The organism is Pantoea sp. Ae19-2, from assembly GCF_059801205.1.
Genome location: NZ_JBCHWE010000001.1, coordinates 2,819,392 through 2,844,647, shown reverse-complemented (window position 1 = coordinate 2,844,647; position 25,256 = coordinate 2,819,392). Strand labels below are relative to the sequence as shown.

Annotated in this window: 29 protein-coding genes; 18 read left to right on the top strand and 11 right to left on the bottom strand. The window is 54.8% G+C overall.

The window, feature by feature from the left end; genetic code table 11:
• The first annotated feature begins 63 nt into the window (after positions 1-63).
• Positions 64-492: an OsmC family protein gene (locus tag AAIE03_RS13265; protein WP_014606475.1), complete on the top strand. Its 429-nt coding sequence runs from the start codon at positions 64-66 to the stop codon at positions 490-492.
• Between the two features lie 330 nt (positions 493-822).
• On the opposite strand, the gene AAIE03_RS13260 is transcribed toward AAIE03_RS13265, so the two are convergent.
• The gene (locus tag AAIE03_RS13260) at positions 823-1,053 is read right to left on the bottom strand and encodes a hypothetical protein (RefSeq protein WP_014606474.1); all 231 of its coding nucleotides are present in this window, start codon (positions 1,051-1,053) and stop codon (positions 823-825) included.
• Between the two features lie 98 nt (positions 1,054-1,151).
• On the bottom strand, positions 1,152-1,331 hold the full coding sequence (locus tag AAIE03_RS13255) for a hypothetical protein (protein ID WP_013024819.1): 180 nt from the start codon (positions 1,329-1,331) through the stop codon (positions 1,152-1,154).
• Between the two features lie 411 nt (positions 1,332-1,742).
• On the opposite strand from AAIE03_RS13255, the gene AAIE03_RS13250 reads away from it, so the two are divergent.
• The 4 genes from AAIE03_RS13250 (at position 1,743) to AAIE03_RS13235 (ending at position 5,201) form a co-directional block, all read left to right on the top strand.
• Entirely contained in the window at positions 1,743-2,051 is a 309-nt protein-coding gene (locus tag AAIE03_RS13250; protein ID WP_498563029.1) for a PTS sugar transporter subunit IIB, read from the top strand.
• Positions 2,052-2,134: 83 nt separating this feature from the next.
• Positions 2,135-3,439, top strand: coding sequence for a PTS cellobiose transporter subunit IIC (locus AAIE03_RS13245; protein WP_014606472.1), 1,305 nt, complete (start codon positions 2,135-2,137; stop codon positions 3,437-3,439).
• A 3-nt stretch (positions 3,440-3,442) separates the two neighbouring features.
• Entirely contained in the window at positions 3,443-3,757 is a 315-nt protein-coding gene (locus tag AAIE03_RS13240) for a PTS lactose/cellobiose transporter subunit IIA (protein ID WP_013024822.1), read from the top strand.
• A gap of 13 nt (positions 3,758-3,770) precedes the next feature.
• On the top strand, positions 3,771-5,201 hold the full coding sequence (locus tag AAIE03_RS13235) for a glycoside hydrolase family 1 protein (RefSeq protein ID WP_022622682.1): 1,431 nt from the start codon (positions 3,771-3,773) through the stop codon (positions 5,199-5,201).
• 25 nt (positions 5,202-5,226) lie between these two features.
• Here AAIE03_RS13235 and AAIE03_RS13230 read toward each other — a convergent pair whose 3' ends face one another.
• Both AAIE03_RS13230 and AAIE03_RS13225 read right to left on the bottom strand, forming a co-directional pair.
• Positions 5,227-6,240 (bottom strand): LacI family DNA-binding transcriptional regulator, encoded by a 1,014-nt coding sequence (locus AAIE03_RS13230; protein ID WP_022622681.1) that lies wholly within the window; start codon positions 6,238-6,240, stop codon positions 5,227-5,229.
• Positions 6,241-6,334: 94 nt separating this feature from the next.
• On the bottom strand, positions 6,335-6,982 hold the full coding sequence (locus AAIE03_RS13225; RefSeq protein ID WP_024472063.1) for a CPBP family intramembrane glutamic endopeptidase: 648 nt from the start codon (positions 6,980-6,982) through the stop codon (positions 6,335-6,337).
• 520 nt (positions 6,983-7,502) lie between these two features.
• Between AAIE03_RS13225 and AAIE03_RS13220 the strand changes: the two genes are divergently transcribed.
• Both AAIE03_RS13220 and AAIE03_RS13215 read left to right on the top strand, forming a co-directional pair.
• Positions 7,503-7,799: an I78 family peptidase inhibitor gene (locus AAIE03_RS13220; RefSeq protein ID WP_019106658.1), complete on the top strand. Its 297-nt coding sequence runs from the start codon at positions 7,503-7,505 to the stop codon at positions 7,797-7,799.
• A 208-nt stretch (positions 7,800-8,007) separates the two neighbouring features.
• The gene (locus AAIE03_RS13215) at positions 8,008-8,328 is read left to right on the top strand and encodes a hypothetical protein (RefSeq protein WP_014606467.1); all 321 of its coding nucleotides are present in this window, start codon (positions 8,008-8,010) and stop codon (positions 8,326-8,328) included.
• A 12-nt stretch (positions 8,329-8,340) separates the two neighbouring features.
• Here the strand turns inward: AAIE03_RS13215 and AAIE03_RS13210 are convergent, their stop codons facing one another.
• Complete coding sequence (locus tag AAIE03_RS13210) at positions 8,341-8,592, bottom strand: biofilm development regulator YmgB/AriR family protein (protein ID WP_014606466.1); 252 nt, start codon at positions 8,590-8,592, stop codon at positions 8,341-8,343.
• Between the two features lie 397 nt (positions 8,593-8,989).
• Here AAIE03_RS13210 and AAIE03_RS13205 point away from each other — a divergent pair, with 397 nt between their 5' ends.
• From AAIE03_RS13205 to AAIE03_RS13190, 4 genes are all read left to right on the top strand, one after another.
• A complete protein-coding gene (locus AAIE03_RS13205; RefSeq protein ID WP_089517550.1) occupies positions 8,990-9,280 on the top strand; it encodes a hypothetical protein in 291 nt (96 codons plus the stop codon).
• Between the two features lie 145 nt (positions 9,281-9,425).
• The gene (gene iraP / locus AAIE03_RS13200) at positions 9,426-9,680 is read left to right on the top strand and encodes an anti-adapter protein IraP (protein ID WP_014593043.1); all 255 of its coding nucleotides are present in this window, start codon (positions 9,426-9,428) and stop codon (positions 9,678-9,680) included.
• 119 nt (positions 9,681-9,799) lie between these two features.
• Positions 9,800-10,102 carry a PsiF family protein gene (locus AAIE03_RS13195; RefSeq protein ID WP_014606464.1) on the top strand — a complete coding sequence of 101 codons (303 nt, stop codon included), beginning with the start codon at positions 9,800-9,802 and terminating at the stop codon, positions 10,100-10,102.
• Between the two features lie 222 nt (positions 10,103-10,324).
• Positions 10,325-11,857 (top strand): FAD-dependent oxidoreductase, encoded by a 1,533-nt coding sequence (locus AAIE03_RS13190; protein WP_089517549.1) that lies wholly within the window; start codon positions 10,325-10,327, stop codon positions 11,855-11,857.
• A 49-nt stretch (positions 11,858-11,906) separates the two neighbouring features.
• Here AAIE03_RS13190 and proC read toward each other — a convergent pair whose 3' ends face one another.
• Positions 11,907-12,719 (bottom strand): pyrroline-5-carboxylate reductase, encoded by an 813-nt coding sequence (proC, locus tag AAIE03_RS13185; RefSeq protein WP_014593045.1) that lies wholly within the window; start codon positions 12,717-12,719, stop codon positions 11,907-11,909.
• A gap of 296 nt (positions 12,720-13,015) precedes the next feature.
• Between proC and AAIE03_RS13180 the strand changes: the two genes are divergently transcribed.
• A complete protein-coding gene (locus tag AAIE03_RS13180) occupies positions 13,016-13,465 on the top strand; it encodes a YaiI/YqxD family protein (RefSeq protein ID WP_014593046.1) in 450 nt (149 codons plus the stop codon).
• A gap of 1 nt (position 13,466) precedes the next feature.
• Here AAIE03_RS13180 and AAIE03_RS13175 read toward each other — a convergent pair whose 3' ends face one another.
• Positions 13,467-14,186 carry a DUF2076 domain-containing protein gene (locus tag AAIE03_RS13175; protein WP_210500947.1) on the bottom strand — a complete coding sequence of 240 codons (720 nt, stop codon included), beginning with the start codon at positions 14,184-14,186 and terminating at the stop codon, positions 13,467-13,469.
• A gap of 282 nt (positions 14,187-14,468) precedes the next feature.
• On the opposite strand from AAIE03_RS13175, the gene aroL reads away from it, so the two are divergent.
• The 3 genes from aroL (at position 14,469) to ppnP (ending at position 15,739) form a co-directional block, all read left to right on the top strand.
• A complete protein-coding gene (gene aroL / locus AAIE03_RS13170) occupies positions 14,469-14,993 on the top strand; it encodes a shikimate kinase AroL (RefSeq protein WP_014593048.1) in 525 nt (174 codons plus the stop codon).
• A 111-nt stretch (positions 14,994-15,104) separates the two neighbouring features.
• Positions 15,105-15,296: a YaiA family protein gene (locus AAIE03_RS13165; protein ID WP_014606461.1), complete on the top strand. Its 192-nt coding sequence runs from the start codon at positions 15,105-15,107 to the stop codon at positions 15,294-15,296.
• 152 nt (positions 15,297-15,448) lie between these two features.
• On the top strand, positions 15,449-15,739 hold the full coding sequence (ppnP, locus tag AAIE03_RS13160) for a pyrimidine/purine nucleoside phosphorylase (RefSeq protein WP_024472065.1): 291 nt from the start codon (positions 15,449-15,451) through the stop codon (positions 15,737-15,739).
• A gap of 35 nt (positions 15,740-15,774) precedes the next feature.
• On the opposite strand, the gene rdgC is transcribed toward ppnP, so the two are convergent.
• Entirely contained in the window at positions 15,775-16,686 is a 912-nt protein-coding gene (gene rdgC / locus AAIE03_RS13155) for a recombination-associated protein RdgC (RefSeq protein ID WP_013024839.1), read from the bottom strand.
• 144 nt (positions 16,687-16,830) lie between these two features.
• Between rdgC and mak the strand changes: the two genes are divergently transcribed.
• Positions 16,831-17,736, top strand: coding sequence for a fructokinase (mak, locus tag AAIE03_RS13150; protein ID WP_024472066.1), 906 nt, complete (start codon positions 16,831-16,833; stop codon positions 17,734-17,736).
• 55 nt (positions 17,737-17,791) lie between these two features.
• Here mak and AAIE03_RS13145 read toward each other — a convergent pair whose 3' ends face one another.
• Genes AAIE03_RS13145 through sbcD form a run of 3 tightly spaced genes read right to left on the bottom strand, consistent with a single transcriptional unit; the run spans position 17,792 to position 23,041 of the window.
• On the bottom strand, positions 17,792-18,163 hold the full coding sequence (locus tag AAIE03_RS13145) for a cell envelope integrity TolA C-terminal domain-containing protein (RefSeq protein ID WP_015700855.1): 372 nt from the start codon (positions 18,161-18,163) through the stop codon (positions 17,792-17,794).
• A 10-nt stretch (positions 18,164-18,173) separates the two neighbouring features.
• Complete coding sequence (locus AAIE03_RS13140) at positions 18,174-21,848, bottom strand: AAA family ATPase (protein WP_498563028.1); 3,675 nt, start codon at positions 21,846-21,848, stop codon at positions 18,174-18,176.
• Entirely contained in the window at positions 21,845-23,041 is a 1,197-nt protein-coding gene (gene sbcD, locus AAIE03_RS13135; RefSeq protein WP_024472068.1) for an exonuclease subunit SbcD, read from the bottom strand. Before sbcD ends, AAIE03_RS13140 begins: the two co-directional genes overlap by 4 nt.
• Positions 23,042-23,238: 197 nt before the next feature.
• Here sbcD and phoB point away from each other — a divergent pair, with 197 nt between their 5' ends.
• On the top strand, positions 23,239-23,928 hold the full coding sequence (gene phoB, locus AAIE03_RS13130) for a phosphate response regulator transcription factor PhoB (protein WP_014606457.1): 690 nt from the start codon (positions 23,239-23,241) through the stop codon (positions 23,926-23,928).
• A 14-nt stretch (positions 23,929-23,942) separates the two neighbouring features.
• Positions 23,943-25,256: a phosphate regulon sensor histidine kinase PhoR gene (phoR, locus tag AAIE03_RS13125; protein ID WP_013024845.1), complete on the top strand. Its 1,314-nt coding sequence runs from the start codon at positions 23,943-23,945 to the stop codon at positions 25,254-25,256.

Sequence of the window (25,256 nt, the reverse complement as noted above, 5' to 3'; positions counted from 1 at the left end):
TCGCCCGCTGCGAAATCAGATGCGTTGTCTATACTTACCTTCTTTACCAACAGGAGGAATGACATGACCATTCATAAGAAAGGCTCGGCGCATTGGGAAGGCGATATTAAAGGCAAAGGCACAGTCAGCACCGAGAGCGGCGTACTGAACCAACAGCCCTACGGCTTCAACACCCGCTTTGAAGGACAAAAAGGCACTAACCCAGAAGAGCTGATTGGTGCGGCACATGCGGCCTGTTTCTCTATGGCGCTGTCGCTGATGTTGGGTAACGCAGGCCATAAGCCTGAAAGCATCGATACCACTGCAGACGTCTCGCTGGATAAAAAAGGTGAAGGCTTCGCGATCACCAAAATCGCCTTAACCAGCACCGTTTCTCTGCCGGGCATTGATAACGACACCTTTGATGAAATCATCAATAAAGCCAAAGCAGGCTGTCCGGTTTCTCAGGTGCTGAATGCAGAAATCACGCTCGACTACACCCTGAACAACTGACGACGATCCTGCGTCACTTTTCGTGATGCAATCGGTCGTGATGTCATCGGTGATAGTACCGAATCCAGATGCGCCTGCGGGCGCATCTTCGTGTGCGGCATCCAATCGTCGCAGGGGCAGGCGGTTCTGCAAAGCACGAGAAAAAGGCGGTTCGTCTTGCCAGTAACGCGTGACGTACTGTTGTCGAATGAGGGGACAGCGATAATATGCGCATGAAATCGTGGCTTTCTCGCCACAAGCTTGGTGTGCTGCTAATGGTGGTACTGCTGCTGGAGTTACTCTACTTTCTGCTTACCGCATCCTGGTTTCCCTGGAACGCCACCTGACACGTCAGGCATACATCTCTTCTCCACGCTTAGTCCGCACGTCGCTGCGCGCAATACGGTAAGCCTTACCGGGATCGCCTGCCACAAATTCAAATGTTGGCGAATAGTAGAACGGAAGCCAGCCGCCATAGGCGCTTTCCCATTCCCAGCGTACCGGACAGGGCCACAGAATGCCTTCATACAAAATGTAATAAACCCAACGCCCAGTTGGACGGCGGGGACGACTACTTTTCATGGGATTCACGACTGTGTTGGTGTAAAACAGCTTATATTTTGAACGCTAAACGGCATCCTTGCAATGTTGTCTGCCTGTTTTTGTGTCCTTGCGCCTGTTCAGTTATCTGAACGATGCACTTCACCACAAAGCAGCACCACGTTTGGGCGGACTTTATGAATGCGGTTTGCCATGACTTCACAGGCGGCTTTCGTTGGATAGATGCGCTCCGACACCGGCAACGCTTCACAGGCATCATGTCCACAGGCGCTCACCAACAATACAAAACCAATCAACATAACCGACTCCTTCTCCCGGTTCGCACATCACGAAATGGATGAGTGTTCCTTTTTTATAAAACCAGTATAGCTAATTGCCGTCGGGGCACTCATCACGCTGGACGGTATCGGATTGCTCTGACGCATTATAAGGCTTGCGCGCCTGAACAGCAGTGAAATCTTATTGTTAACAGCACGCGCCGCCACGCCGTCGCGTTAATTTCTGACGCCGCAACCCCATCGATTTTTATCTCTGCCGTGACGATGTTCAGGGTCAGAAAATGATCGCGCCTGTTGAAGGTTTTATTGCTCAACAGCGATGCCGGTACGTTTTGATATTTCTCACACTTCTGACATGCAAATCTGAAACCGGTTGCAGAAAATCTTTACCCTGTGTATTCGTTAATCATTCATCACACGGAGGAATTAACAATGCCAAAGATTTTGCTGTGCTGCGCCGCCGGAATGTCCACCAGTATGGTGGTACAGAAAATGGAAAAAGCCGCTAAAGAACAAGGCATAGCGGTAGAGGTAAAAGCTGTGGGAATTGAAGAGTTTACTGATCTTATTGCCGACTATGACTGCTGCCTGCTGGGGCCGCAGATTAAATATAAGCTGGCGGATTTTGAGCCTGTCGCCCAACAACACAGTAAACCCATCGCAGTGATTAACAGCATGGATTACGGAATGATGAAGGGTGAAAAGATATTAAGTGATGCACTTAAGCTTATTCATTCCTGATGAGTAAGAAACTGAAAAATATATCGCAGGCCTGTATTTGCCTGTGCAGCGTTATTCTCGTTTTCCTGAGCAGGAGTTAAGGGATGAGCCGCTTAAGCGAATCGTTATTCGGCGTTATCGAAAACCGCATCAGTCCGCTGGCGGGGCGCCTCTCCAGCCAGCGCCACGTCATCGCCATCCGCGATGGATTTATTGCCTCAATGCCGTTTCTGATTGTGGGTTCCTTCATGCTGCTGTTTGCGCATCCTCCTTTTTCGGCAGACAGCAGTTGGGCCTTCGCACAGTGGTGGCTCGGCATGGTCAAGGCACATGAAGAACAAATCATGATGCCGTACAACATGACGATGGGCATTATGGCGCTCTATATCGCCAGTGCTATCGCCTACAACCTGGCAAACAGCTATAAGATGAACGGCTTTATGGCGGCCAGCCTGTCGCTGATGGCGTTTCTGGTCGTGGCCGCACCGCAAACGGGCAAAATGCTGCCGGTAGGATCGCTGGGCGGGGAGGGGATTTTTACCGCCATTCTGGTCGCGCTTTTTGCCACGGAGCTGATGCACTTTTTGCAGAAACACAACATCGGCTTTAAATTACCCGAACAGGTGCCGCCGAAAATTCGTCAGTCCTTTGACCTGCTCATTCCCATCATTACCATTTTTATTACCTTATTTCCGCTTAGCCTGTGGGTACAGGCACAGTTTGGCATGCTGCTGCCGCAGGCTATCATGGCGATCTTCTCTCCGATCATCTCCGCCTCGGATTCACTGCCCGCCGTGCTGGTCGCCGTCCTGCTGTGCCACCTGTTGTGGTTCGCAGGCATTCACGGTGCCGTGATTGTCGGCGGGATTTTGCAGGCCTTCTGGCTGACCAATCTCGGCCTGAACCAGCAGGCACTGAATGCGGGTGAGCCTGTCAGCCATGTGTTTATCGAACCCTTTTGGCAGTTTTTTATCGTAATTGGCGGTTCCGGTTCCACCATGGGGCTGGTATTACTTTATTTGCGAAGCCAGTCTGCCCATCTGCGCTCCATTGGCAAACTCAGCATCGTGCCCAGTATGTTCAACATCAACGAGCCGGTTATTTTTGGCTCGCCCGTCGTGATGAATCCCATTCTGTTTATTCCCTTCGTTCTTGCTCCCTTGGTCAATGCCGTCATTGCCTGGGTCGCCACTAAAACCAATCTGATTAACCACGTCATCTCGCTGGCACCGTGGACCACGCCCGCCCCAATTGGTGCGGCCTGGTCAACCGGCTGGGACTGGCGCGTCATCGTGCTGATTGCCGTGCTGGTGACGATTGCCACGTTGATTTACTACCCGTTTTTTAAAATGTACGAGCGTCAACTGCTGCAGCAGGAACTGAGCGCAGCACAACCGGTAAAGGAGTAATGCATGGAAATCGATGAAAGCACGGTAATCGAACTGATTATCCAGGCGGGCGAAGCGCGCTCCTGCTCGATGGAAGCGTTGCGTGCGGCCCGCCAGCAAAACTGGGAACGAGCAGACAGCATGCTGACCGCCGCGACGGCGGCGGCAAAGGCGGCGCATCAGATACAGACCCGGCTCATCGGTGCTGATGAGGGCAGCGGAAAAATCCCGGTCAACCTGATTATGGTTCACGCCCAGGATCACCTGATGAACGCGATGCTTTGCCGCGAGCTGGCAGAAGAAATTATTCAACTGCGTCGGGAGCTTGCCGCACGTTAAAAAAGGAGATTTTATGCAACATTCGACACTGACCGCATTTCCGGACGGTTTTCTCTGGGGCGCCTCGACCTCGGCATATCAGGTGGAGGGCGGATGGGATGCAGATGGTAAAGGGCCGTCGGTTATCGACAAAGCCACGTTCAGCCAGGCAATTACGGATTTTACCGTTTGCAGTGACCACTACCACCGCTTTAAAGAGGATATCGCCCTGCTGGCGGAGATGGGACTAAAATCCTACCGCTTCTCCATCGCCTGGAGCCGTCTTTACCCGGAAGGCGACGGCGCGTTAAACGAGGCGGGCGTGGCCTTTTACCAGCAGTTAATTGATGAGATTTGCCGGCACGACATTACACCGCTGGTCACGCTTTATCACTTCGATCTGCCCTGGGCCCTGCAGCAGGACGGAGGCTGGTCTTCTCGCCGCACGGTAGCGGCATTTGAACGTTTTGCCATTACCTGTTTTGAGCAGTATGGCAGCCAGGTCAAATACTGGCTGACCATCAACGAACAGAACATGATGATCCTGAAAGGCGACGTGATCGGGACGTTACCGGCTGGCACCGCCGATCCACAGAAAACCCTGTATCAGCAAAATCACCACATGATGCTGGCGCAGGCAAAGGCGATGATTGCCTGCCACGAACGCTTGCCAGACGCTAAAATTGGCCCGGCACCGAATATCTCCTGCGTCTATGCGGCAAGCTCGCGGCCAGAGGATGTGCTGGCGGCGGACAATTTCTCTGCAATCCGTAACTGGCTTTATCTGGATTTAGCCGTTCACGGGCGCTACAACCCTGTGGTATGGGCTTTCTTAAAACAGCGCGGCTGGCTTCCGACGATCGAGGATGAGGATATGGCCATCATCGCTGCCGGTCAGCCCGATTTTATCGCCTTTAACTATTATGCTTCGGCCACCGTCGGGGCAGAGGGCGAACATCATGACCCCGACAGTCGGCCCCATGCCGATCAGCAAATGGCCGGCATCGACCGCTCCGTCTACGTGGGCTGTAATAATCCGCATCTGCAGCAAAATCAGTTTGGCTGGTATATCGATCCGGTGGGCTTTCGCATCACCGCGCGCCAGATTTATGCACGTTATGCCTTGCCGCTCATCGTTACCGAAAATGGCTTAGGGGCGTTTGATACCCTGGCGGCCGACAACAAGGTGCATGATGATTACCGTATCGACTATCTGCGTGAGCATATCGCTCAGCTGCAGCTGGCCATTGCCGATGGCGTCGAGCTGTTCGGTTATTGCCCGTGGTCTGCTATTGATCTGGTGAGTACCCATCAGGGCATCAGCAAACGTTACGGATTTATTTATGTGAACCGCGATGAAAAAGCGTTAAAGGACCTGGCACGCTACCGCAAAAAAAGCTTCTTTTGGTATCAGAAGCTGATTCGCAGTAACGGTGCAACGCTGAACGCGTCGGTGGACTACTAAGACCGCGCGGCAGGGATGCCGCGACTTACCGCTTATGAGGCCCGTCCGCGACCGAGGCGCGCTCAATCAGATGGCCGCTAAAGGGCGGCAAGGCTTCCACCTCCTGACCTTCCAGCATGGCGACCAGCTGCGCCAGCGTGTGCTGAATCATTTCTGCGACCGGCACATGCACGGTGGTCAGCGGCGGCAGGAAAAACTCGGCCATACGGATATCATCAAATCCCAGCAGAGAAACATCCTGTGGCAGCCGTTTTCCCGCGGCATGAAGCGCCAGCGCGGCCCCGATTGCCATGTCATCGTTACTCGCCATCAGGGCGCTGAATGTCACGCCCGCGTCCAGCAGCTGCTTTGCCGCCGCCATCCCACTGGCCGGCGTCCACGCGCCCTGCACGATGCAGGCCCTGTCCGCAAGCCCCTGCTCAGCCAGGGCCTGCTCATAACCTGCCAGGCGAGCGGCAGCGGTAGGAGAACCCGTCATACCACGAATAAAGGCAATGTCGTGATGCCCGCGCGCGATCAGATAACGCGTCGCCTGAAAGGTATTGTGCTGATGTGTAGCCCAGACACAGTGGGCCGGATGACGCGGCAGCTGGCGATTCACCACCATAATTGGGATATCGTGCTGCTCGATAATGGCATCCAGTGCCTCGGTGTCCAGAAAGCGGGGATAGATAATGATCGCGTCACAGCGCAGGTCGAGCAGAAACTCAATTGCGGCGCGCTCGTCGTCCGCGCAGGTTTTGCCATCAGCCAGAATTAACTGGCGACCGTAGTTATTGGTCAGGGTGGCAGCCTGAAACAGCAGCTCGCTGAAGTAGGGGCCGTTAAAAAGCGAGTGGGTAACAATTAAGCCAATATTTTGGGACTTTTGCGTGGCCAGGCTGCGCGCCAGCAGATTGGGGCGATAACCGGTTTCGGCAATGGCCTGATAGACCTTTTGCTGCGTACTTTTACTGACGTAACGATTTCCCGCCAGCACGCGCGAGACGGTGGCTTTAGAAACTCCGGCCTTGCGGGCCACATCCAGCATGGTAATCATTGGCTTACAGACCATCCATCCCTGTGGTTAAAAAAGGATACTAGCTGATTTTTCGCAGGTTATTGACGGAGGGGCAATAAAAAAATGATGCCTGTCAGGCGAAATACCAGGCGGGCAGGATAGCAATCAGGTTGTTCAGCGTATGAAGAAAGACCGGCAAGGCCAGCGAATTGCTGCGCAGGCGGGCATAGCAAAGCAGCAGAGAGAAGAGCGTCAGCGCTACCACGGTTTCCCAGTGAACATACTGCGTATGCATCAGCGCAAAGAGCAGGGAGGTCAGTAGCATGCAGGCAAAACGGCTGTTGGGTGCCCAGAGCAGAAAGCCCTGCAACAAAAAGCCGCGAAACAGCACTTCTTCAAATACCGGGGCCAGCAAGACGGCGGTGAGCAACAGGATAAGCATCGAGCTGCGTCCCTGCTGCGTTTGCGCGACCAGCCAGCCTTCAGGCTGTAAGTACTGGGTTTGCGCCGCCATTAAAATAAACAGGGCGCCAATAAAAAGTAACGTCTGACCTGAGCGTAAAAAGCCCAATGGAATATCCGTACGACGCTGGCAGTAGAACCGATACAGCGGATAGATGACCGCAAACTCGAACAGGCAGAGTACAGGCACCAGCAAACCGTCATTACGCAGAATACCGTAATTTGGAAACAGGGTAATCAGCATGGTAATGAGGTAATAGACAACAAAGCTGCCGACATAAAACAGTGTCAGCGTCACTCTGTCGGAATTGGTGTTCATAGGCGACCCAGCCAGCGATGATAAACGCATAGTAGCAACGCGTCGGATCGCTGTCGAGAGAGCGTACGATACAATATTTTTTTTTCAACGCCGTCAGGGCGTTATGCCGGTTTGATGTGCATGGATTCAGGGGGCAAACCCACCGTCAGAGAGGGTTGCAACAGGCTGCCAGACGCTTGCGCTGCAGCCTGAAAAAAAGACGTGCAGCACCAAGGGCATGATGACTGGCTAGCGGATGCTGACCGCGATCAGGGTCAACAAGAGGGCAAAGCTAATAAAAAGGATCAGTTCCACTCGCGCTTCCTCAATAACTCATCGTGTCATGGGTGATTCCGCAAATACTATCAGAGGCTTCTCGCGGTAATTTTAGCCAGCAAGTGCGATTCATCTGTCAATAACCGCATTCCCTAGCATTTAATCCCTGGTATTGTGCGGTAAGTTTGATTTTAGCGGTTCATACCTGCTGACAGGCTTGTTACTCTTCGGAGTCAGGTTTTACACGTCCATGAGGAGAAAACACGTGAATCATTATGGAAAAGCGCTGGCGGCCGCCGGTTTTTTACTGCTGACGGGCTGCCAGTCGGCCACACAATCCGACAAGGCCGCCGTGCCGCTGGATGCGCAGGCGGACAGCTGTGGCGCATCTCAGTATCAACACTTTGTGGGCAAGCCGTTGTCTGCCATCGATAATCAGCGTTTCACGCAAAAAGTGCGTGCCATCCCGTGGAATTCAGCGGTAACGATGGACTTTAATTTCACCCGTCTGAACTTTATGGCCGACAAAAGCGGTAATATCAGCCGTGTCTATTGCGGTTAAGTGGCAAATAAACAGCGCATTGTCATAGAGTTGTCATGGCGTCAGGCGAAGATAACGCCTGTACCCTGTGGGTAGGCGATAACCGTTATCGATCGGTTCAATCAACAGGGTAAGGATTTCCTCGTTACATCAATATGCAATGCTCGTCTTGTTTATTCCCGCTCAGGCGGGAATTTTTTTCTGGTTAAGCCCGAAGAAGGAGCAACGCATGGAATATTTCCAGAGGATTTCAGTCTTATTTTTGCTGCTGGTCAGCCCGGTTGCTCTGGCTTCAAGCCCGGAGGCATGGCAGAAAAGCCAGCAGGTGATGCGGCAGGCGTGCATCAACGCCAGCACCTTAAGCAAGGCAAAAGTACTGGGTCAGGTTGTCGAGTACGATGACAGCGTAGGCTACAGCGCGTTACTGCTTGAAGGGCTCTATCCGCAGAAGCACATGAAAAACCGCCGGGGACGAGAGCTTTGCCTGTTTCAGCGCAGCAGCGGTCGGGCCAGCGTAAGCGAGGCCAACCAGTACCGGCTGGCGAAGTAGGTTAACAGCGGCTCACTCGTGGGGCCGCGCCTCCATCAGCCGGGCTAACAGGGCACGATAGCGTTGCAGGCGTTGCTCATCCCCTTCAAATTCCAGCTTATTGATCACGCGTGCGATAACGGCTTTATTGGTCGTGGGCTGCCCGGCTTCCATCAGTTCCCGCATAATAACGGCCAGCAAATCCGACTCTGGCGGGACATTCCAGTCCGGGCTGTTGAAATAATCGGTGATAGCACGGCTGGCGCTGTTAGATTGCACTCTCATTCTCCATCTCCGCAAACAGACAGCCCGCCCGGTACGCGAATGCGCAGCAGGCAGAGTCAGGTGAGTTAGTGGCTCCCGATATGCACGGCAAGGGTTTAATCGGGCGCATTACGTTGATCAGAACGACCCACGTCCCGCACGAATCTGGCGGTTTTTTAAACATAGGTCTGCCGTTACGTCTTGTCAGTAACAACCTGAAATATTTTTCAAATGTGATGAGTGATTTTCAAATAATGCCGCCAGGTTACGTCAGGGTTTTAGCACGTAGTTAACTGATTAATAGATTTATTATTACCGCAGATAAAACCCGGGGCAGAGGCAAAAAAATCGTGCTTACCTCGGGAAACGTCGCCCGACACACGCGTAGTGTGGAGAGGGAATCTGCAGGGTTCGTGGCATGCGACTGCGGGATCTGACCTTTCGAGAGGCGGTGACGCTGAAAGATTTCCTGCCCTGTCTTTCCGTGGCCAGAGAAGTGTCAGATACGCTTTGCCAGTTAAATGCAGAACGTGCTGGCAGCAAAAACAAGGCATTTATCGACGCTTACCATGATGACAAATCCGTGGCCAGAGAAGCGTCAGATACGCTTTGCCAGTTAAGTGCAGAACGTGCTGGCAACAAAAACAAGGCATTTATCGACGCTTACCATGATGACAAAATGGTGACGCCTCGCTTGTCAGTGGAATAAAAACGTTTCGCTCACAATAAATAGAATAAGATAACACCGCCCCCGGGCTGTTATTTTAATGTACTGATAAACAGAATAAAAAATTCCTTTTTTTTTATTCTGGCGGGTGATATTTTTTTCTTCACCCTGCTGAAGAGGCACCGGCATGAAAAATCTGATTGCTGAGCTATTAATTACGCTGGCAGAAAAAGAAGAAGCGTCTAAAGAGCAGGTCGTGCAGATCGAAGCGCTGGAACTTGTGATCACCGCAATGCTGCGCATGATGCCGCCTGAGCAGCATCAGTCCCTCGTCAACAGCATTGATACGGCCATGATTCATGCCGGAGTGGATCACAACGATCACAATGCCGCGTTATTAAAAAACGCTGTCACCCGATTACTTCACCGGCCCCACAGCTGAAATCACGCTGATCACCAGAATAAAATTGCGATCTCTGTATTATTCCAAAGCAAAAGTCGTCTGATTCTTTTCTGGCATGCCAGAATAAATACTGTCTTTATCACAACGGAGTGAAAACAATGAAAGGCAATATCCTGATGATAGTCCTGGCAGGAATAATGATGAGCAGCCACGCCAGCGCAGCAGATAAAACGCCGCAGCAGCAAAAAATGGCGATGTGTAATGAACATGCCAGCAGCCAATCGTTAAAAGGCGATGTGCGTAAGCAATTTATGAGCGATTGCCTGAAGAAAGACAGCAAAGTCGCGGACATGTCACCGCAACAAATAAAAATGAAAACCTGTAATCTCCAGGCCGGAGATAAAAAGCTGACCGGTGACGCACGTAAAACCTTTATGAGTCAGTGCCTCAAAAAAAGCTAATACTCAGCCGGCCATTTCGGTGGCCGCCTCCTCTCTTCGCCTGCCATCAGTGCGCTGCAGCACGCTTTTAATTACTGAAGAAACAGATGATTAGCGAAAAAAATCGCCATTGAGGCGCAAGCTTTTCCAATCCTTTGCCACACTTACTGTTTATAAGGGATTGCGCCGCGCGCGTGCGGGCGCGGTGCTTTTACCCGTGACGGTTGGAAAAGGAGCCATGTCGTGAACTATCAATTTGTTATTGCTCTCAAGGATTTACCGCAACGTCAGCCGGTTAAAAAAAAGCTGGGTGAAACAGAGTTTTTACTCATCCGTGAGGCTGACAGCGTCCAGGCTTTCCAGGCAAAATGCCCTCATGCAGGCGCGCCGCTTGAGCAGGGCGCTATCTGCGGCGACAGGCTCATCTGTCCCTGGCATAAAGCGGCGTTTGAACTGAGCAGCGGTAAAATGTGCGAGCCGCTGGCGCTGGCCGACCTGAAACAGTATCCCGTTCGCATCGAAAATGGCCAGATTCTGGTTAACCCTAAAGCGATGTCGCCTGCTTCGCCAGTGGGCAGCGGTGCCAGCGCCCCGGTCTTTGTGGTACTGGGCGGGGGCGCGGCCGGGAGTGCGGCACTGTGGCGATTACGCCACGACGGCTTTAAGGGCCGCCTGGTGCTGGTAGAGAGTGAACCGGAAGCCCCTTACGACCGCACGGCGCTGACGAAATTTGTTCCCTCAGGCAAAATGGATATCGATGATGTGCCGTCGCTGCTTGGCAGTGACATACTCGATCACGTCGAGCGCATCCAAAAGCGCGTTGAGCGAGTTGATAATGAGGCGCACCGTCTGGTGTTTGCCGACGATAGCACGTTGCAGTTCGATAAATTATTAATTGCAACGGGCGCAGAGCCTGCCAAGCCGTCGATTGCTGGCGCTGATTTAGCGGGCGTACATATTCTGCGCAACAAGCAGCATACCGCGTCCCTGCTAGCGGCCGTCGATCGAAGCCAGCAGATTGTGATTATCGGTAACAGCTTTATTGGCATGGAGCTGGCCTCGTCGCTGCGTAACCGTGACGTTGAGGTGACCGTCATTGCACGTCACGCGCTGCCGTTTGCGGCACAGTTTGGTGAGGCGATCGGCCGTTATTTCCATCAACTGCATCAGGCCAACGGCGTAACATTTGTGGAAGGTGAGATTGCGTCGCTTCAGGGCGAAAACCACGTGACGGGCGTGCGGTTAAAAACCGGTCAGCAGATCGCTGCCGATGTGGTGCTGTTCGCTACCGGCGTTAAACCGGCCACCTCGTTTATTCACGACCTGCCGCGGGTTGAAGATGGCAGCCTGCAAACGGATGAGCAGCTACGCGTGGCCGAAAACGTCTGGGTAGCCGGCGATATTGCAACCTATCCTTCCGCCCAGGGGCCGCTGCGCATCGAGCATTTTCGCGTGGCAGAGCAGCAGGGCCAGACCGCAGCAATGAATATGCTGGGAAATATTCATCACTATGACCGCGTGCCGTTTTTCTGGACCGCGCATTATGGTACCCGCTATGAATATATTGGTCATGCCACAGACTGGGACGACTACCAGCAGGTGGGATCGCTGGAAGAGAAGACGTTTATGGCCTTTTACGGCAAGGAAGGGCGGCTGGCTGCGGTTTTCTCGTGTGGACTCTACACGCTGACCGCCGCGCTGGTCGAAAAGATGCAGGAGCCCATGACGATGGAACAGGCACTGGCATGGTATCAGGCCCACCATTCTGCACAATAATGGGCCCGTAAAACCGTCTGGCAAACGGCATGTTTGCCAGAAATGTCGGTTAACTGCGGCTCAGCTTGTCCGACTTCGCCATGCACTGCTGCATGGCTTCGATCACGGCTGAACGGAAGCCTTTTTCTTCCAGCACTTTCACCGCTTCAATGGTGGTGCCGCCGGGCGAGCAGACCATATCTTTCAACTCACCGGGATGTTTACCCGTTTCCAGCACCATCTGTGCGGAGCCTTTCACGGCCTGGGCCGCAAACCGGTAAGCCTGCGCGCGCGGCATGCCGCCCGCCACGGCGGCATCGGCCATGGCTTCAATAAACATAAACACGTAAGCCGGAGCTGAACCACTGACGCCAACCACCGAGTGGATCAGGTATTCATCGACGACCGCCGCCTGACCAAAGCTCTCAAATATCGCGACCACTTCATCGGTCTCGCTCTGTTCAACCAGCACGTTGGGCGTAACGGAGGTCATGCCTTCACCGACCAGGGAAGGGGTGTTTGGCATTGCGCGAATGATCTTACGATCGTGCCCCAGCACGGAAGCCAGGTTATCCAGCGTCACGCCCGCGGCAATTGAAACGACTACTGCCTCTTTTTTCAGGCTGTTAGCCAGTTCTTTCAGCACTTTGAGGATCACATTGGGTTTGACCGCACCAAACAGAATATCCACGTGCTGGGCCAGCGCTTCCGCACTCTCCGCGGCGTTAATACCGTACTGTTCGGCCATTTGCTGATTGGTGCTCGGTTTGCGGTCGTAAATCCAGATAGCTGACGGTGTCATTTGCCCGCTGTTTATCAGCCCGCCAATGATGGCTTTTGCCATGTTGCCACCGCCAATAAATCCGATTTTCTTTTCCAGCATCACCGTCTCCTTTCCTGTTTTCACCGTTATCAACGCTGTAGCTTACTGCAGACAGGATTAATAACAAGTTAGCGGTAACGCACGGCGGCCGGTGCCAAAGGGCAAAAGAGAGTGATGGCGGCACGTTTTTGTGGTGAACGCACGTTGAGCACTCCCTTCATCGTTGACGATATTCGGGGGGCTGACGTGCGTTCTGAACGCGAGATCTGGGGATACCGGAAGCCGGGGAATTTTACTTAACCCCGTTTTGCAAAACAGGTTAACATCGTCGCTATTTTCCAGAATAAGGAACACCAATGTCTATCTGGGTCGATGCGGACGCCTGCCCAAACGTCATAAAAGACGTGCTGTACCGGGCGGCGGACAGAACGCAAACCATGGTCACCTTTGTTGCGAATCAATTTTTACGCGTACCGCCATCGCCCTGGTTGCGCACGCTACAGGTGCCGGCTGGGTTTGATGTTGCCGATAATGAAATTGTGAAGCGTGTGCAGGCTGGCGATTTGGTGATTACGGCAGATATCCCCTTGGCCGCAGAGGTGATTGAAAAAGGGGCGTCGGCGCTGAATCCGCGCGGGGAACGGTATTCACCTGCCACCATACGCGAGCGGTTGACGATGCGTGATTTTATGGACACGATGCGCGCCAGCGGCGTACAGACAGGCGGTCCCGCCGCCATGAGCCCGCGGGACCGCCAGCAGTTTGCCAATGAACTAGACAGCTGGCTCAGACAGCGACAACGTTAAATCAAACAAAACTGTCGTCGTCATCGTAATCATTGCCGCCGAAGTCATTCAGATCGCCATTGTCGGCATAGGTGTCACTCCAGCCGTTGCTTTGATCCAGGAAGGACTGATTGTCGGCACCTGTTCCCTGATCGAGAAACGACTGATCGTTCCCGCCATTAAAGGTATTCAGGCTGTCATCGACCTGAGGCAGCGACTGGGGTTCGTTAATGATGTTAACGATCTCTTCCGGCTGCGAGTGGTGGAACATGCTGGTCAGCATATCGGCCATGACCACACCGCCTGCTACGCCCACGGCGGTTTGCAGTGCGCCGCCCAGAAATCCGCTGCCACGGGGCGCAGGCGCGCTGGCATAGGGCTGCTGCTGCGGCTGTTGCGGTGCGCTGTTCCACTGGGGCGATGGCTGAGCCGGTTGGGCCTGCTGACTGCCGCCGCCAAACAGGCTGGATAAAAACCCGCCACTGCTTTTTGGCTGCTGCTGTTGCTGAGCCTGCTGCTGAGCCAGATGATTTTCCAGCTCCTGAACCCGCTCATTCAGTTTTTTTAGTGCCGCTTCCTGAATCAAAATGGCCTGAGCCATATAGTAGGGCGCGCCTGGTTGCGCCTGCAGGTGTTGTTTGATCAGTTGTTCGGCAGCAGCATCGCGTGCCGCAGTTTGGCTTTCAGCTTGTTTCAAACGGCTAAACAGATTTTCAATCAGTTCTTGTTCTTCGCGTTGCATGATGACTCTCCCGTTGCGACTGTTAACAGTATATGGGGGCGACGTGCAGCAATGTAAATTCGTGGCGGTAAGCAAATGTTGCTGACGTAAACTTTTTTACCCAATGCACAAAATGTGCATCGTTAACCTGCTGTATTTATTTGTTTTTTTGCAAGAGTGGGTGCAATCATGCGTAAAATACGCTCAATGGGTAGAGGACGAAATAAATTCCCGCTATGATGCGTCCTATTATTGAGCCTAACCTGCAGCTGTGATGGGCTGCGCGGCGGAGGAACTGCCCTGATGTCCTTGTCCATTTTTTTGATCGGTGCGCGCGGATGCGGAAAAACCACTATCGGTGAAGCCCTGTCTCATGCGCTGGGTTATGCGTTTCGCGATACCGATCATCACCTGCAATTCACGACGCAGCGTACCGTAGCGGAAATTGTGGCTGCGGAAGGATGGGAGAGCTTTCGTGCGCGTGAAACCGACTCGCTCAAAGCCGTAACCGCCCCGTCAACCATTATCGCCACCGGTGGCGGAATGGTGCTGGCGGAAGGTAATCGCCGTTATATGCGTGAGCACGGTCAGGTGATCTGGTTAAGTGCACCGCCTGATATCCTGGCTCGTCGTCTGGAAAGCCAGCCGGAAAATGCTCAGCGCCCCACGTTAACCGGACGCCCCATCGCGGAAGAAATGGGTGAAGTGCTGCGCGCCCGTGCGCACCTGTACCGTTCTGCCGCGCATCACGAGGTGAACGCCATGCTGGCACCTGAACGCGTCGTTGAACAGATCCTGCAGTCGTTATCTCTGGCGCGTGCCAGTTAACCCTCAGATTTATCCCGCTTTCGCCGTCCTTTCCGCCGTATTGACTATACTTATCCCATGGCAGGCAATCGCCTGTCGTGTGGAATGTCATTTAGCGAAGAGGGACACATTATGCCGACAAGACCTCCTTACCCCCGAGAAGCGCGCGTTGTCACTGTGGAAAAAGGCCCCGAAGGCAAAAAAGTGACGTCATGGCAACTGCGGGCCGACCATCCCAAGCCAGATTCGTTAATCAGCGAGCACGAATCAGAGCAGGAAGCGCATGATGCAAAAGATCGCTATGAAGATGTAGAAAAAGAGTAAGCCTCTGCTCTGGCAAGGAAGCCATTGATTTCCCCCGGTTCCCGCGGCAGCCATTGCCGCGCGGCGATCACAATCACTCACTATTTCGCGTGACAGATCAGCAAGTTCCCTTCTACACTGCCAGTCACCCTAATGTGCTGTGAGGAAGGTTTATGCTCAATCTAAGTGAGTATTTTGACGGAAAAGTTAAATCTATCGGTTTTGACAGTGCGAGCACCGGCCGTGCCAGCGTCGGTGTTATGGCAGAAGGTGAATACACGTTTGGCACCGCCCAACCGGAAGAGATGACCGTGGTAAGCGGCTCAATGAAAGTGTTGCTGCCGGGTGAGACAGAGTGGAAATGGTTTGAGGCGGGATCGGTGTTTAACGTACCGGGCCACAGCGAGTTTCATCTGCAGGTAGGCGAGCCGAGCGCATATCTTTGCCGCTATCTGAAAGACTAAGAAGAACGGCCGCAGGCAATCTGCGGCCAAATGCATTAACGCTGAGCTTCGCCACCTAACGCTTCAACCAGATTGCTGGTCAGGGCCGCCAGTTCGCTGGTCATCAGAATAAAGTCTGCATCAAAACGCTGCGCAAAATCTTCCCGATCGATATCATCATTCTGGTCACGCAGCGTATCGCTGAACTTCAGGCGTTTCACCGAGCCGTCGTCGGATAATACGAACTGAATACGCTCCTGCCAGTCCAGCGCCAGCTTGGTCACCAGCTTACCGGCTTCGATATGGTTGGCAATTTCATCGCACACCAGATCCTGTTTCTTGCAGCGAATCACGCCGCCATCTTCCAGAATGGCCTTGAGCTCGGCTTCGTCCATGAGGGCAAAACCGGCCGGAACATCCCCGGAACGCACCCATTCGGTCAGGGTAAGTTCAATCGGACTTTCCAGCGTCAGGGGCACAACTGGCAGCGAACCCAAGCTTTTACGCAGCAGAGCCAGCGTGTCTTCGGCTTTTTTAGCGCTGGCGCAGTCCACCATGATCAGGTTGTTCACGGTGTCGATCCACATATAGGTCTGACTGAAACGGCTGAACGCACGCGGTAAAAGGCTGTGCAGCACTTCATCTTTCAGCGAATCTTTTTCCGTCTTTTTTAGCTTGCGGCTCTGCTCTGCCTCAAGCTTGTCGATTTTTGCCTCCAGCGCCTGCTTCACGACCGGAGAGGGCAGGATTTTTTCTTCTTTGCGCGCGCAAATGACAATCTGACCGTTGTTGACGTGGGTCAGGGCATCGCTGCGATTGCCCATCGGTGCCACCCACCCGGTCTTGCTCATGTCCTGACTGCCGCAGGGCGAGAAGGTGAAAGCCTCCAGCTGTTTTTCCATGTCGTCTGCGGACAACGGAATGTCACGATTCAGACGATAAACCATCATATTTTTAAACCACAACATCGGGATTCCTTACCGTGGCGCGATCGGGCGCACAAATCTCACTAAGTGTGCGCATGATAGCGAAACATCGTAGCGGTTTCATTGCCTTTCAGGCATTCGCCTTTTAGTGTAGAAAACACCCTAACGAATAATGAGGAATAAACCGTGCGCATAGGCATTGATTTGGGCGGCACCAAAACAGAAGTGATTGCGCTGTCCGGCGAGGGAAAAGAGCTGTTTCGCCATCGGATTTCCACGCCCCGTGACGACTACCGGGCGACCGTGCAGGCCATCGTTGATTTAGTCCGCCTCGCCGAAGAAAAAACCGGCCAAACCGGGACGGTAGGCTTAGGTATTCCGGGCACGATTTCGCCCTATACGCAGCGGGTGAAAAACGCGAACTCCACCTGGCTAAACGGTCAGCCGCTGGATAAAGATTTGGCGCAGGCGCTGAATCGTGACATCCGCATAGCCAATGACGCGAATTGTCTGGCCGTGTCCGAAGCGGTCGATGGCGCAGGCGCGGGGCAGGCACTGGTGTTTGGGGTAATCATCGGCACCGGTTCGGGCGCAGGCGTAGCGATAAACGGCGCGTCACGCATTGGCGGCAACGGCAATGCGGGCGAATGGGGTCATAATCCTTTGCCGTGGATGGATGAAGACGAGTTGCGTTACCGCGTGGAAGTCCCCTGTTATTGTGGCCAGCAGGGCTGCATTGAAACCTTTGTTTCCGGTACCGGCTTTGCTATCGACTATCAGCGGTTAAGCGGTGTGGCGCGCAAAGGCGCTGAGATTGTCAAACTGCTGGAGCAGCAGGATCCCGTGGCTGCCCTGGCAATGAGCCGCTATGAAATCCGTCTGGCAAAATCCCTGGCTCAGGTTGTCAACCTGATCGATCCCGACGTGATTGTGCTGGGCGGCGGCATGAGCAACGTGGACCGTCTGTACCAGACGGTGCCCACGCTGATGAAGAAATGGGTTTTTGGCGGCGAGTGTGAAACGCCGGTGCTGAAAGCGATGCACGGGGATTCAAGCGGTGTGCGCGGCGCGGCCTGGCTGTGGCCGGAATAAACGCCGCCGTGGCCTGCGGCCCTGTGCAACATACTGAAGGATGCACAGGGCTGGCTCAGCGAACCGGCGCGAAGGCAAAGACGAGCTGCTGTGGGGCGTACGGTGGAGGCAAAGGCATATCCCGCGCGCTGCTGACGCTCTGCCAGGCCTTGAGGCACAGCGACTCATTTCCTTCTGTTCGCATCACGTTATAGCGCCCATCCGGGCGACGCTGTGCCGTCACCAGGCAACGCTGGCCCACATAGTTTTTCGCATTGTGAAAATTGCGCATGACGGACGCATTGACCTCGCGAATATAGCGGTTCACGTCCTGACACTGCGCCTGGGGCAGGCCTGACGCGCATTGCGCTTCGGAAGCCTCAGGATGATGACTGCATCCTGCCAGCAGCAGCATCGTGGCCGCCATGATTCCTGTACATCTCAACATAATTAACCTCTTACGTACCCGGCAATTCAAGTTTGCTGTAACCCAGGCCATTCATTTTGCGGACCTTAATTTGCACCGGAATGCGCTCTTTCATCGCCTCGACGTGACTGATCACGCCAATGGTTTTTCCACTGGCATTGAGCGCATCCAGCGCATCCAGGGCGGTATCCAGCGTCTCTGCGTCCAGCGTGCCGAAACCCTCATCAAGAAATAACGACTCGATGCGGGTTTTATGGCTGACCAGATCGGATAGCGCCAGCGCCAGCGCAAGGCTCACCAGAAAGCTTTCTCCACCTGACAGCGTGCGGGTATCGCGTGCGCTGTCCGCCTGCCAGGTATCCACCACGTCCAGTTCCAGCGCATCGATGGCGCGGCGCTGTAAAAGGTAGCGACCATGCAGACGATCCAGCTGGCGGTTAGCCAGCGCCACAAGGTGATCGAGCGTGAGTCCCTGGGCAAAGCGCCGGAATTTATCCCCGGTCGCCGAGCCGATCAGATCGTTAAGCAACGCCCACTGCGCCAGCGTGGTTTCCTCCTGCGCAATCTGAGCCAGCAACGTTTGCTGCTGGGTCCGCAGGCTGGCGTCGCTTTGCAACTGCTGCTGCAGTTGTCCCTGCTGACTGGCGTTCTCCCTCAGAGAATGCCGCAACGCTTCCAGCTGTGTGGTCAGTGCATCGGCGGACTCAGGCATCTTATCGGGTTTAGCCTGCTCATGGGTTGCCAGCCGTTGCTGCAGCTCTGCCAGGCGGGATTGTTGATGGAGCAGATGCTGATCGATCTGCTGCAGTCGCTGGCGAAGCTGTTGCGCTTCATGCTCGTCAAGCAACGCGGCGCGCAGGCTCGCCTCGTCCGGGAATTCCGCCGCAGTCAGCGCGGCGTTGAAGTGCTGCTCAGCGTCCGTCAGGCGAGTGCCCAACCTGTGTAGCTGGCTCTCCAGCAACGTCAGTTGGCCGTGGAGGCGGCTGGCTTCAGCCTGAGACTGCTGCAGCCTTTCACGCTGCTGCGTCAGCTGCGCCTCATGATGCTCGACGCTCTCCTGCATCTGCCGACGGGCCTGAATGACATCCCGATCGCCAAACAACGCCTCACGCTGCTGACGTTTTTCGCGGTATTGCTGGTCCAGTGCGGCGAGCTGCTGTTGCTGCTGATTCAGGCGCTGCTGCTCAAGCTGCAGCTGTTGGCGCAGGGCGTCAGCCTGGCTTTCCGCGCGCGCCAACTGAGGCTGCAAGTTAGCAAGCAACCGCTCACTTTCCTGCCACTGCTGCCAGCGCTGTTGCTGTTCAGCCAGCCAGCTGTCGCGCTGTGCGCTGTCAGGCAGCGTCAGGCCGAAGCCTGCGAATTGTTGCGCCAGCCCCTCCTGGAGCGGCTGAGCATTCGCCTGAGCCTGTTGGTGATGGCGCTGTAAAGTCAGTAACGCCTGGTGTTCGTTCTCCAGCTGCTGTTGCGTCAACTGCAGCGTTTGCTGGTGTTGCTGCTGTGTCTGCTGCTGTTGCAGATGCTGTTCTTTTGCCGCCTGATACGTTCGCTCGGCGTGTTCCAGCGTCTCTGTCTGCGAAGTTAATGCCTGTTCCTGACGGCTTTGCGCCTGCAGCCAGTGGTCCAGCGCGTCGGTGTCGTTCAGAGTGAAGATAAGCGCAAGCTCACCGCTCAGTGCCTGCCAGCGCTGGGTCAATGCATCCAGCTGCTGCACTACACTGGCGAGCTCGTCGCGCAGAGACTGCTGCTGGCCCTTAAGGTGTTTTATCTGCTCATTTTTGGCCGTACCGGTTTCGCTCAGTGCTTCCACCTGTTTTTGCAGCACGGCTTTGCGCTGTTGGTTGGCGCTGACTTCGAGCGTGCGGTAGGTTTCAACCGCGGGGTGTTCGCAGGAACCGCACAAAGGGCAGGGTTGCCCGGCCTCCAGCCGCGCCCGGTGTTCTTCCAGATCGGCAATATGGCTTTCAAGCTGGCAAATCTTCTCCACGTCGGTGAGTTGCTGTTTTTCCCGCTTCCATGTTTCCCGCAGCGTCAGTAATTCAGCCTCAGCCTGCTGGCAGGCTTTTTCCAGATCCTGTAACCGTTTTTCATACTGACCGCGCTGCTGATGTAGCGGCTGCCACTGGGCTGCAAGTAACGTCAGCGTCTGACGTGCGTCACGCTGTTGAGTTAACTGCTTTAAGGCCTGACGCAAGGCTTCGGGAGGATGCGCCTTATGGAGCGATGTTAGTGCTTGCTCAGCGTCAGACAAGGTCTGCTGCGTGAGTTGCCCGGCCTGCTTCAATGGCGCAAGCTGTTGTTGCAGCTGTTCGACCTGCTGCTGGCGCTGATGAAGCTGCAACGCCTGTTGCTGAATTTGCTGCGCCGACGCCGCCTGATCGGTTTCATGGCGGGCCAGTTGAGCAAAGCGGTCCTGCCACAGCGGAAGATTTTCGCCCCAAACCGGCATATCCGCCAGCTGTTGCCGACGCGCCTGCTGCTGTGCCAGCGCCTGCTGGAGATCGCTGACCTTATGTTGCTCGGTTTGCATCGCCTGTTCACGCTGCGTACAGCTCGCCTGCTGCTGTGCGGTTTCATGCTGCAGCTGTTGAATTTGCTGCTGCAGGGCCGAGAGCGCCTGATCGAGTGGAATAACCTGTCCGCTCAGTAGCGTTTCCTGCTGGTGCTGTTGCAAACGCACCTGTTCGCGCGCCGCTTCGGTTTCCTGATAACGCTGCTGCAACTGCTGCTGCTCGTGGGCCGTCGCCTGCATCTGCTGGTTTAACTGCTGCTGACGCTGTTGCAGCTCCGCGCGTTCAGTCTGCAGGTTGTCGCGCTGTTGCAGCGCACCGCGCAGTTTTTCTGCCGGTTCACTTCGTGCCAGACGCTGGCGATCGGCCTCTGCCGCCTGACTCGCCGCGTTGGCGGCCTGACGGGCGGCGTTCACCTGTTCAGCATCCGCGCTCAGCTGCTGTGCCAGCTGCAGCCACTGCTGCTGCCGCTGAGCGGTGTCAAACTGACGGCTGAGTTGCTGCTCGGCCTCAGTCAGGGCTGCCTGCTGTTGCTGCAGCCCGGCGCGGGTCGCCTCATCAAGCAGTGCCATGCCGCCTGCCCGACTGCGCATCAGTTCCAGCGCATTTTTGGCTTCTTTATGGCGCTCAAACGCGGCCATGGAAACCAGCCCGTAAATTTCCGTTCCGGTCAGCTCTTCCAGCAGCTCTGCGCGCTCATTCGCTTTGGCGTTAAGAAATGCGGCGAACTGGCCCTGTGACAGCATCATTGAACGGGTAAAACGTTCAAAATCCAGGCCGCTAAGCGTTTCGGTAAGCTTGAGCTTGTCGCCCACTTTGTCTGCAACGATCTGATTATCTGCGCAGCGAGCCAGCTCGACGCGGGGAGCCTGCAGTTTGCCGTCGGCCGTGCCTCGTGCGCGGTTCTGGCTCCAGAATGCCCGCCAGGCCTCACCTTTGATTTCAAACTCGACTTCGGCCAGGCACTCGGCGCAGTCGCGCGTCATCAGCGGGTTGTGGCCCTGAGAAATCGCACCCAGGCGCGGCGTCTGGTGATACAGCGCCAGGCAGATAGCGTCCAGTAAGGTGGTTTTACCGGCACCTGTCGCGCCGGTAATGGCAAACAGACCATTACTGGCGAAAGGTTCGGTGCGAAAATCGATAAACCATTCTCCTTTCAGCGCATTCAGGTTTTTGAATCGCAGCGTGAGGATCTTCATGGGTTCGCCTCCAGGTCGGCCAGCGTCTGCTTAAACAGGGTCGTGACCTGGGCGATCTGCTTGTCATCAAGCTCCTCATTAAGCGCCAGGCGTCGGGCAAAAACCTCTTCGACCTTAAGTTCGCTCAGGGTTTCGTTATCCGTTTGCGCCAGGCTGTGCTGGCGCTGTTCACGACTGCGGCGTAACAGCAGCACTTCCACCGGTAAATCTGCCGTTAGCGCTTCAACCTGGCGCTGCAGATCGCTTAAGTACTCTTGGGTGGTGACTTCTATATCGAGCCAGACCGGCTTCTCTCCGCTGGGAGGGGAAAGGTGAGCGAGCTGCTCACTGATTTGCGCCAGGGAGCCTTTAAGCATCTGCATCGGCTGGAAGGTGGGAACCGGCAGGGTCAGGGTTTCCAGGCCGTGCGGTCTGAAAGTCAGCAGACAGACACTTTTTTCGCTGCCCAGCTCGTCAAAGCTCAGCGGAATAGGGGAGCCGCTGTAGCGAATATGGTCGCTGTTCGCGACGCGCTGAGCGCGATGAATATGTCCAAGGGCGATGTAATCGGCCGGCGGAAACGCCGAGGCAGGAAACGCATCCAGCGTGCCGATGTAGATATCGCGCACGGAGTCACTTTTGCTGACGCCAAGGGCGGTAAGGTGGCCGGTCGCCACGATCGGCAGGGACATGTTCAGCGCCTGTGCCGCCGCAAAGCTGCGCTGATAATGGGCGCTGATGGCCTCCAGCAGGCTGAGCTGTTTATCCCGTCCAGACTGACCGGCCTGGCTGCGCATAATGTCGCGCGGGCGCAGATAGGGAATCGCGCACAGCAGCGCGCCGGGTTCACCCTGACGGGTTGTCAGGATCATGACGTCGTCACTCTCCTGCGGCGTGGCAACGACCCGGGTGTTCAGACAGGCCAGCAGTTCGCGCGATTCATTCAGCGTTGCCACCGAGTCATGATTGCCCGCCAGCACCACCAGTTGACAGCCGCTGGGCTGTAACGCCACCACGAAGCGGTTAAACATTTCACGCGCATAGCTGGGCGGCGTACCGGTATCAAACAGGTCACCCGCCACAATCAGCGCATCGACCTGATGCTGTTCGATCTGTATTAACAGCCAGTCAAGAAAGGCCTGGTGCTCGGCGGCGCGGCTCTTGTTATAGAAGAACTGCCCCAGGTGCCAGTCCGCGGTGTGAATAATGCGCATAAAACTCCCTGCCAAATCGATTTGCCCGGCAATTATACTGGCTCAGTCACTAAAGCCACAAAACATGTCGTCATGTTGTCATAAATGGTTGTTGCAGGCCGGTTTTTATGGCTAACTTTTTCATAAAAGTGTCACAAAACTGACGCATAATGGCGCCGCAAATATCAGTGAAAGCCGTCCTACCTGCAGGAGTAATAATGGCTAAGCGCATTTTAGTTGTGGAAGATGAAGCTCCAATCCGTGAAATGTTATGTTTCGTACTGGAACAAAACGATTATCAGCCGATTGAGGCAGAAGATTATGACAGCGCCGTCAGCAAGCTGATTGAACCCTGGCCTGACCTGATCCTGCTGGACTGGATGTTACCCGGCGGCAGCGGCATACAATTTATTAAACATCTTAAGCGTGAAGCCATGACGCGTGATATACCGGTCATGATGCTCACCGCGCGCGGCGAGGAAGAAGATCGTGTACGCGGACTGGAAGTCGGTGCCGATGACTACATCACCAAACCGTTTTCCCCGAAAGAGCTGATGGCGCGAATTAAAGCCGTTATGCGTCGTATTTCGCCGATGGCGGTAGAAGATGTGATCGAAATGCAGGGCCTGAGCCTGGATCCCTCTTCGCATCGCGTGATGTCAGAAACCACACCGCTGGAAATGGGGCCGACAGAATACAAGCTGCTGCATTTCTTTATGACCCATCCTGAACGTGTTTACAGCCGTGAGCAGTTACTCAATCATGTCTGGGGCACTAACGTCTATGTTGAAGATCGTACGGTTGACGTTCATATTCGTCGTTTACGTAAGGCGCTGGAACTGACCGGCCACGATCGCATGGTACAAACCGTACGCGGAACAGGTTATCGTTTCTCTGCCCGCTTTTAAACGGAGCTTTAACCGTGCTGGAACGCCTCTCCTGGAAGAGATTACTGTCCGAACTGGTGCTGGCGTGTCTGCCTGCGCTGGTGCTCGGCCTGCTGTTCGGCTATTTGCCGTGGCTGCTGTTACTGAGCGTAGTCGGTATTTTACTGTGGCATTTTTACAACCTGATGCGCCTGTCTCACTGGCTGTGGCTGGATCGCACGATGACGCCACCGTCCGGACAGGCCAGTTGGGAACCGCTGTTTTACGGGTTGTATCAAATGCAACTGCGCAACCGGCGGCGGCGGCGCGAATTAGGTAATCTGATTAAGCGGTTTCGCAGCGGCGCGGAGTCGCTGCCGGACGCCGTGATACTTACCACCGAAGAGGGCACTATTTTCTGGTGCAACGGCCTGGCCCAGCAGCACCTGGGGCTGCGCTGGCCAGAAGATAACGGGCAAAATATCCTTAATCTGCTGCGTTATCCTGAATTTTCTCGCTATCTGCGGCAACGTGATTTCGATAAGCCGCTTACGCTGGTGCTGAATAACCAGCACCACATGGAATTCCGTGTGATGCCCTACAGCGAAGGCCAGTGGCTGATGGTGGCTCGCGACGTAACCCAGATGCATCAGCTTGAAGGGGCACGGCGAAACTTCTTTGCCAACGTCAGCCATGAACTGCGCACGCCTTTAACGGTGCTTCAGGGCTATCTGGAAATGATGAATGACTCCGTCATGAATCAGCGCTCACGGGACAAAGCGTTGCACACCATGTCGGAGCAAACCCGGCGAATGGATAGCCTGGTCAAACAGCTCCTGACGCTGTCGCGCATCGAGGCGGCTCCGGCCATTAATCTGAAAGAAAAGGTTGATGTACCGGTTATGCTCAAACTCCTGCAGCATGAAGCTGAAACCCTGAGCGGCGGACGTCACGCCATCCATTTTCATACCGATCCTCACCTGAAAGTGTTTGGCAATGATGAACAATTACGCAGTGCTATCTCCAACCTGGTCTACAACGCGGTGAACCACACGCCCGAGGGGACGCGCATTGATATCAGCTGGCTGCGCAGCAAGCAGGGCGCGGTATTTACAGTCTGTGATAACGGCCCCGGCATTCCACCTGAGCACATCCCGCGCCTGACAGAGCGGTTTTATCGGGTGGATAAAGCGCGTTCACGTGCGACCGGCGGCAGCGGTCTTGGGCTGGCCATCGTGAAGCATGCGCTCAGCCATCACAATGCGCGGCTGGAGATCACCAGCATCCCGCACCAGGAAACCTGTTTTACCTTTACCCTGGCACCACGGTTGATTGTGACTAACGGGATGCAGGAGAATGCGGTTCATTAA

Coding starts and splice junctions, on each gene's coding strand:
- AAIE03_RS13265 (WP_014606475.1), top strand. CDS start 64: ATGACCATTCATAAGAAAGGCTCGGCGCATTGGGAAGGCGATATTAAA.
- AAIE03_RS13260 (WP_014606474.1), bottom strand. CDS start 1,053: ATGAAAAGTAGTCGTCCCCGCCGTCCAACTGGGCGTTGGGTTTATTAC.
- AAIE03_RS13255 (WP_013024819.1), bottom strand. CDS start 1,331: ATGTTGATTGGTTTTGTATTGTTGGTGAGCGCCTGTGGACATGATGCC.
- AAIE03_RS13250 (WP_498563029.1), top strand. CDS start 1,743: ATGCCAAAGATTTTGCTGTGCTGCGCCGCCGGAATGTCCACCAGTATG.
- AAIE03_RS13245 (WP_014606472.1), top strand. CDS start 2,135: ATGAGCCGCTTAAGCGAATCGTTATTCGGCGTTATCGAAAACCGCATC.
- AAIE03_RS13240 (WP_013024822.1), top strand. CDS start 3,443: ATGGAAATCGATGAAAGCACGGTAATCGAACTGATTATCCAGGCGGGC.
- AAIE03_RS13235 (WP_022622682.1), top strand. CDS start 3,771: ATGCAACATTCGACACTGACCGCATTTCCGGACGGTTTTCTCTGGGGC.
- AAIE03_RS13230 (WP_022622681.1), bottom strand. CDS start 6,240: ATGATTACCATGCTGGATGTGGCCCGCAAGGCCGGAGTTTCTAAAGCC.
- AAIE03_RS13225 (WP_024472063.1), bottom strand. CDS start 6,982: ATGAACACCAATTCCGACAGAGTGACGCTGACACTGTTTTATGTCGGC.
- AAIE03_RS13215 (WP_014606467.1), top strand. CDS start 8,008: ATGGAATATTTCCAGAGGATTTCAGTCTTATTTTTGCTGCTGGTCAGC.
- AAIE03_RS13210 (WP_014606466.1), bottom strand. CDS start 8,592: ATGAGAGTGCAATCTAACAGCGCCAGCCGTGCTATCACCGATTATTTC.
- AAIE03_RS13205 (WP_089517550.1), top strand. CDS start 8,990: ATGCGACTGCGGGATCTGACCTTTCGAGAGGCGGTGACGCTGAAAGAT.
- iraP (WP_014593043.1), top strand. CDS start 9,426: ATGAAAAATCTGATTGCTGAGCTATTAATTACGCTGGCAGAAAAAGAA.
- AAIE03_RS13195 (WP_014606464.1), top strand. CDS start 9,800: ATGAAAGGCAATATCCTGATGATAGTCCTGGCAGGAATAATGATGAGC.
- proC (WP_014593045.1), bottom strand. CDS start 12,719: ATGCTGGAAAAGAAAATCGGATTTATTGGCGGTGGCAACATGGCAAAA.
- AAIE03_RS13180 (WP_014593046.1), top strand. CDS start 13,016: ATGTCTATCTGGGTCGATGCGGACGCCTGCCCAAACGTCATAAAAGAC.
- AAIE03_RS13175 (WP_210500947.1), bottom strand. CDS start 14,186: ATGCAACGCGAAGAACAAGAACTGATTGAAAATCTGTTTAGCCGTTTG.
- aroL (WP_014593048.1), top strand. CDS start 14,469: ATGTCCTTGTCCATTTTTTTGATCGGTGCGCGCGGATGCGGAAAAACC.
- AAIE03_RS13165 (WP_014606461.1), top strand. CDS start 15,105: ATGCCGACAAGACCTCCTTACCCCCGAGAAGCGCGCGTTGTCACTGTG.
- ppnP (WP_024472065.1), top strand. CDS start 15,449: ATGCTCAATCTAAGTGAGTATTTTGACGGAAAAGTTAAATCTATCGGT.
- rdgC (WP_013024839.1), bottom strand. CDS start 16,686: ATGTTGTGGTTTAAAAATATGATGGTTTATCGTCTGAATCGTGACATT.
- AAIE03_RS13145 (WP_015700855.1), bottom strand. CDS start 18,163: ATGTTGAGATGTACAGGAATCATGGCGGCCACGATGCTGCTGCTGGCA.
- AAIE03_RS13140 (WP_498563028.1), bottom strand. CDS start 21,848: ATGAAGATCCTCACGCTGCGATTCAAAAACCTGAATGCGCTGAAAGGA.
- sbcD (WP_024472068.1), bottom strand. CDS start 23,041: ATGCGCATTATTCACACCGCGGACTGGCACCTGGGGCAGTTCTTCTAT.
- phoB (WP_014606457.1), top strand. CDS start 23,239: ATGGCTAAGCGCATTTTAGTTGTGGAAGATGAAGCTCCAATCCGTGAA.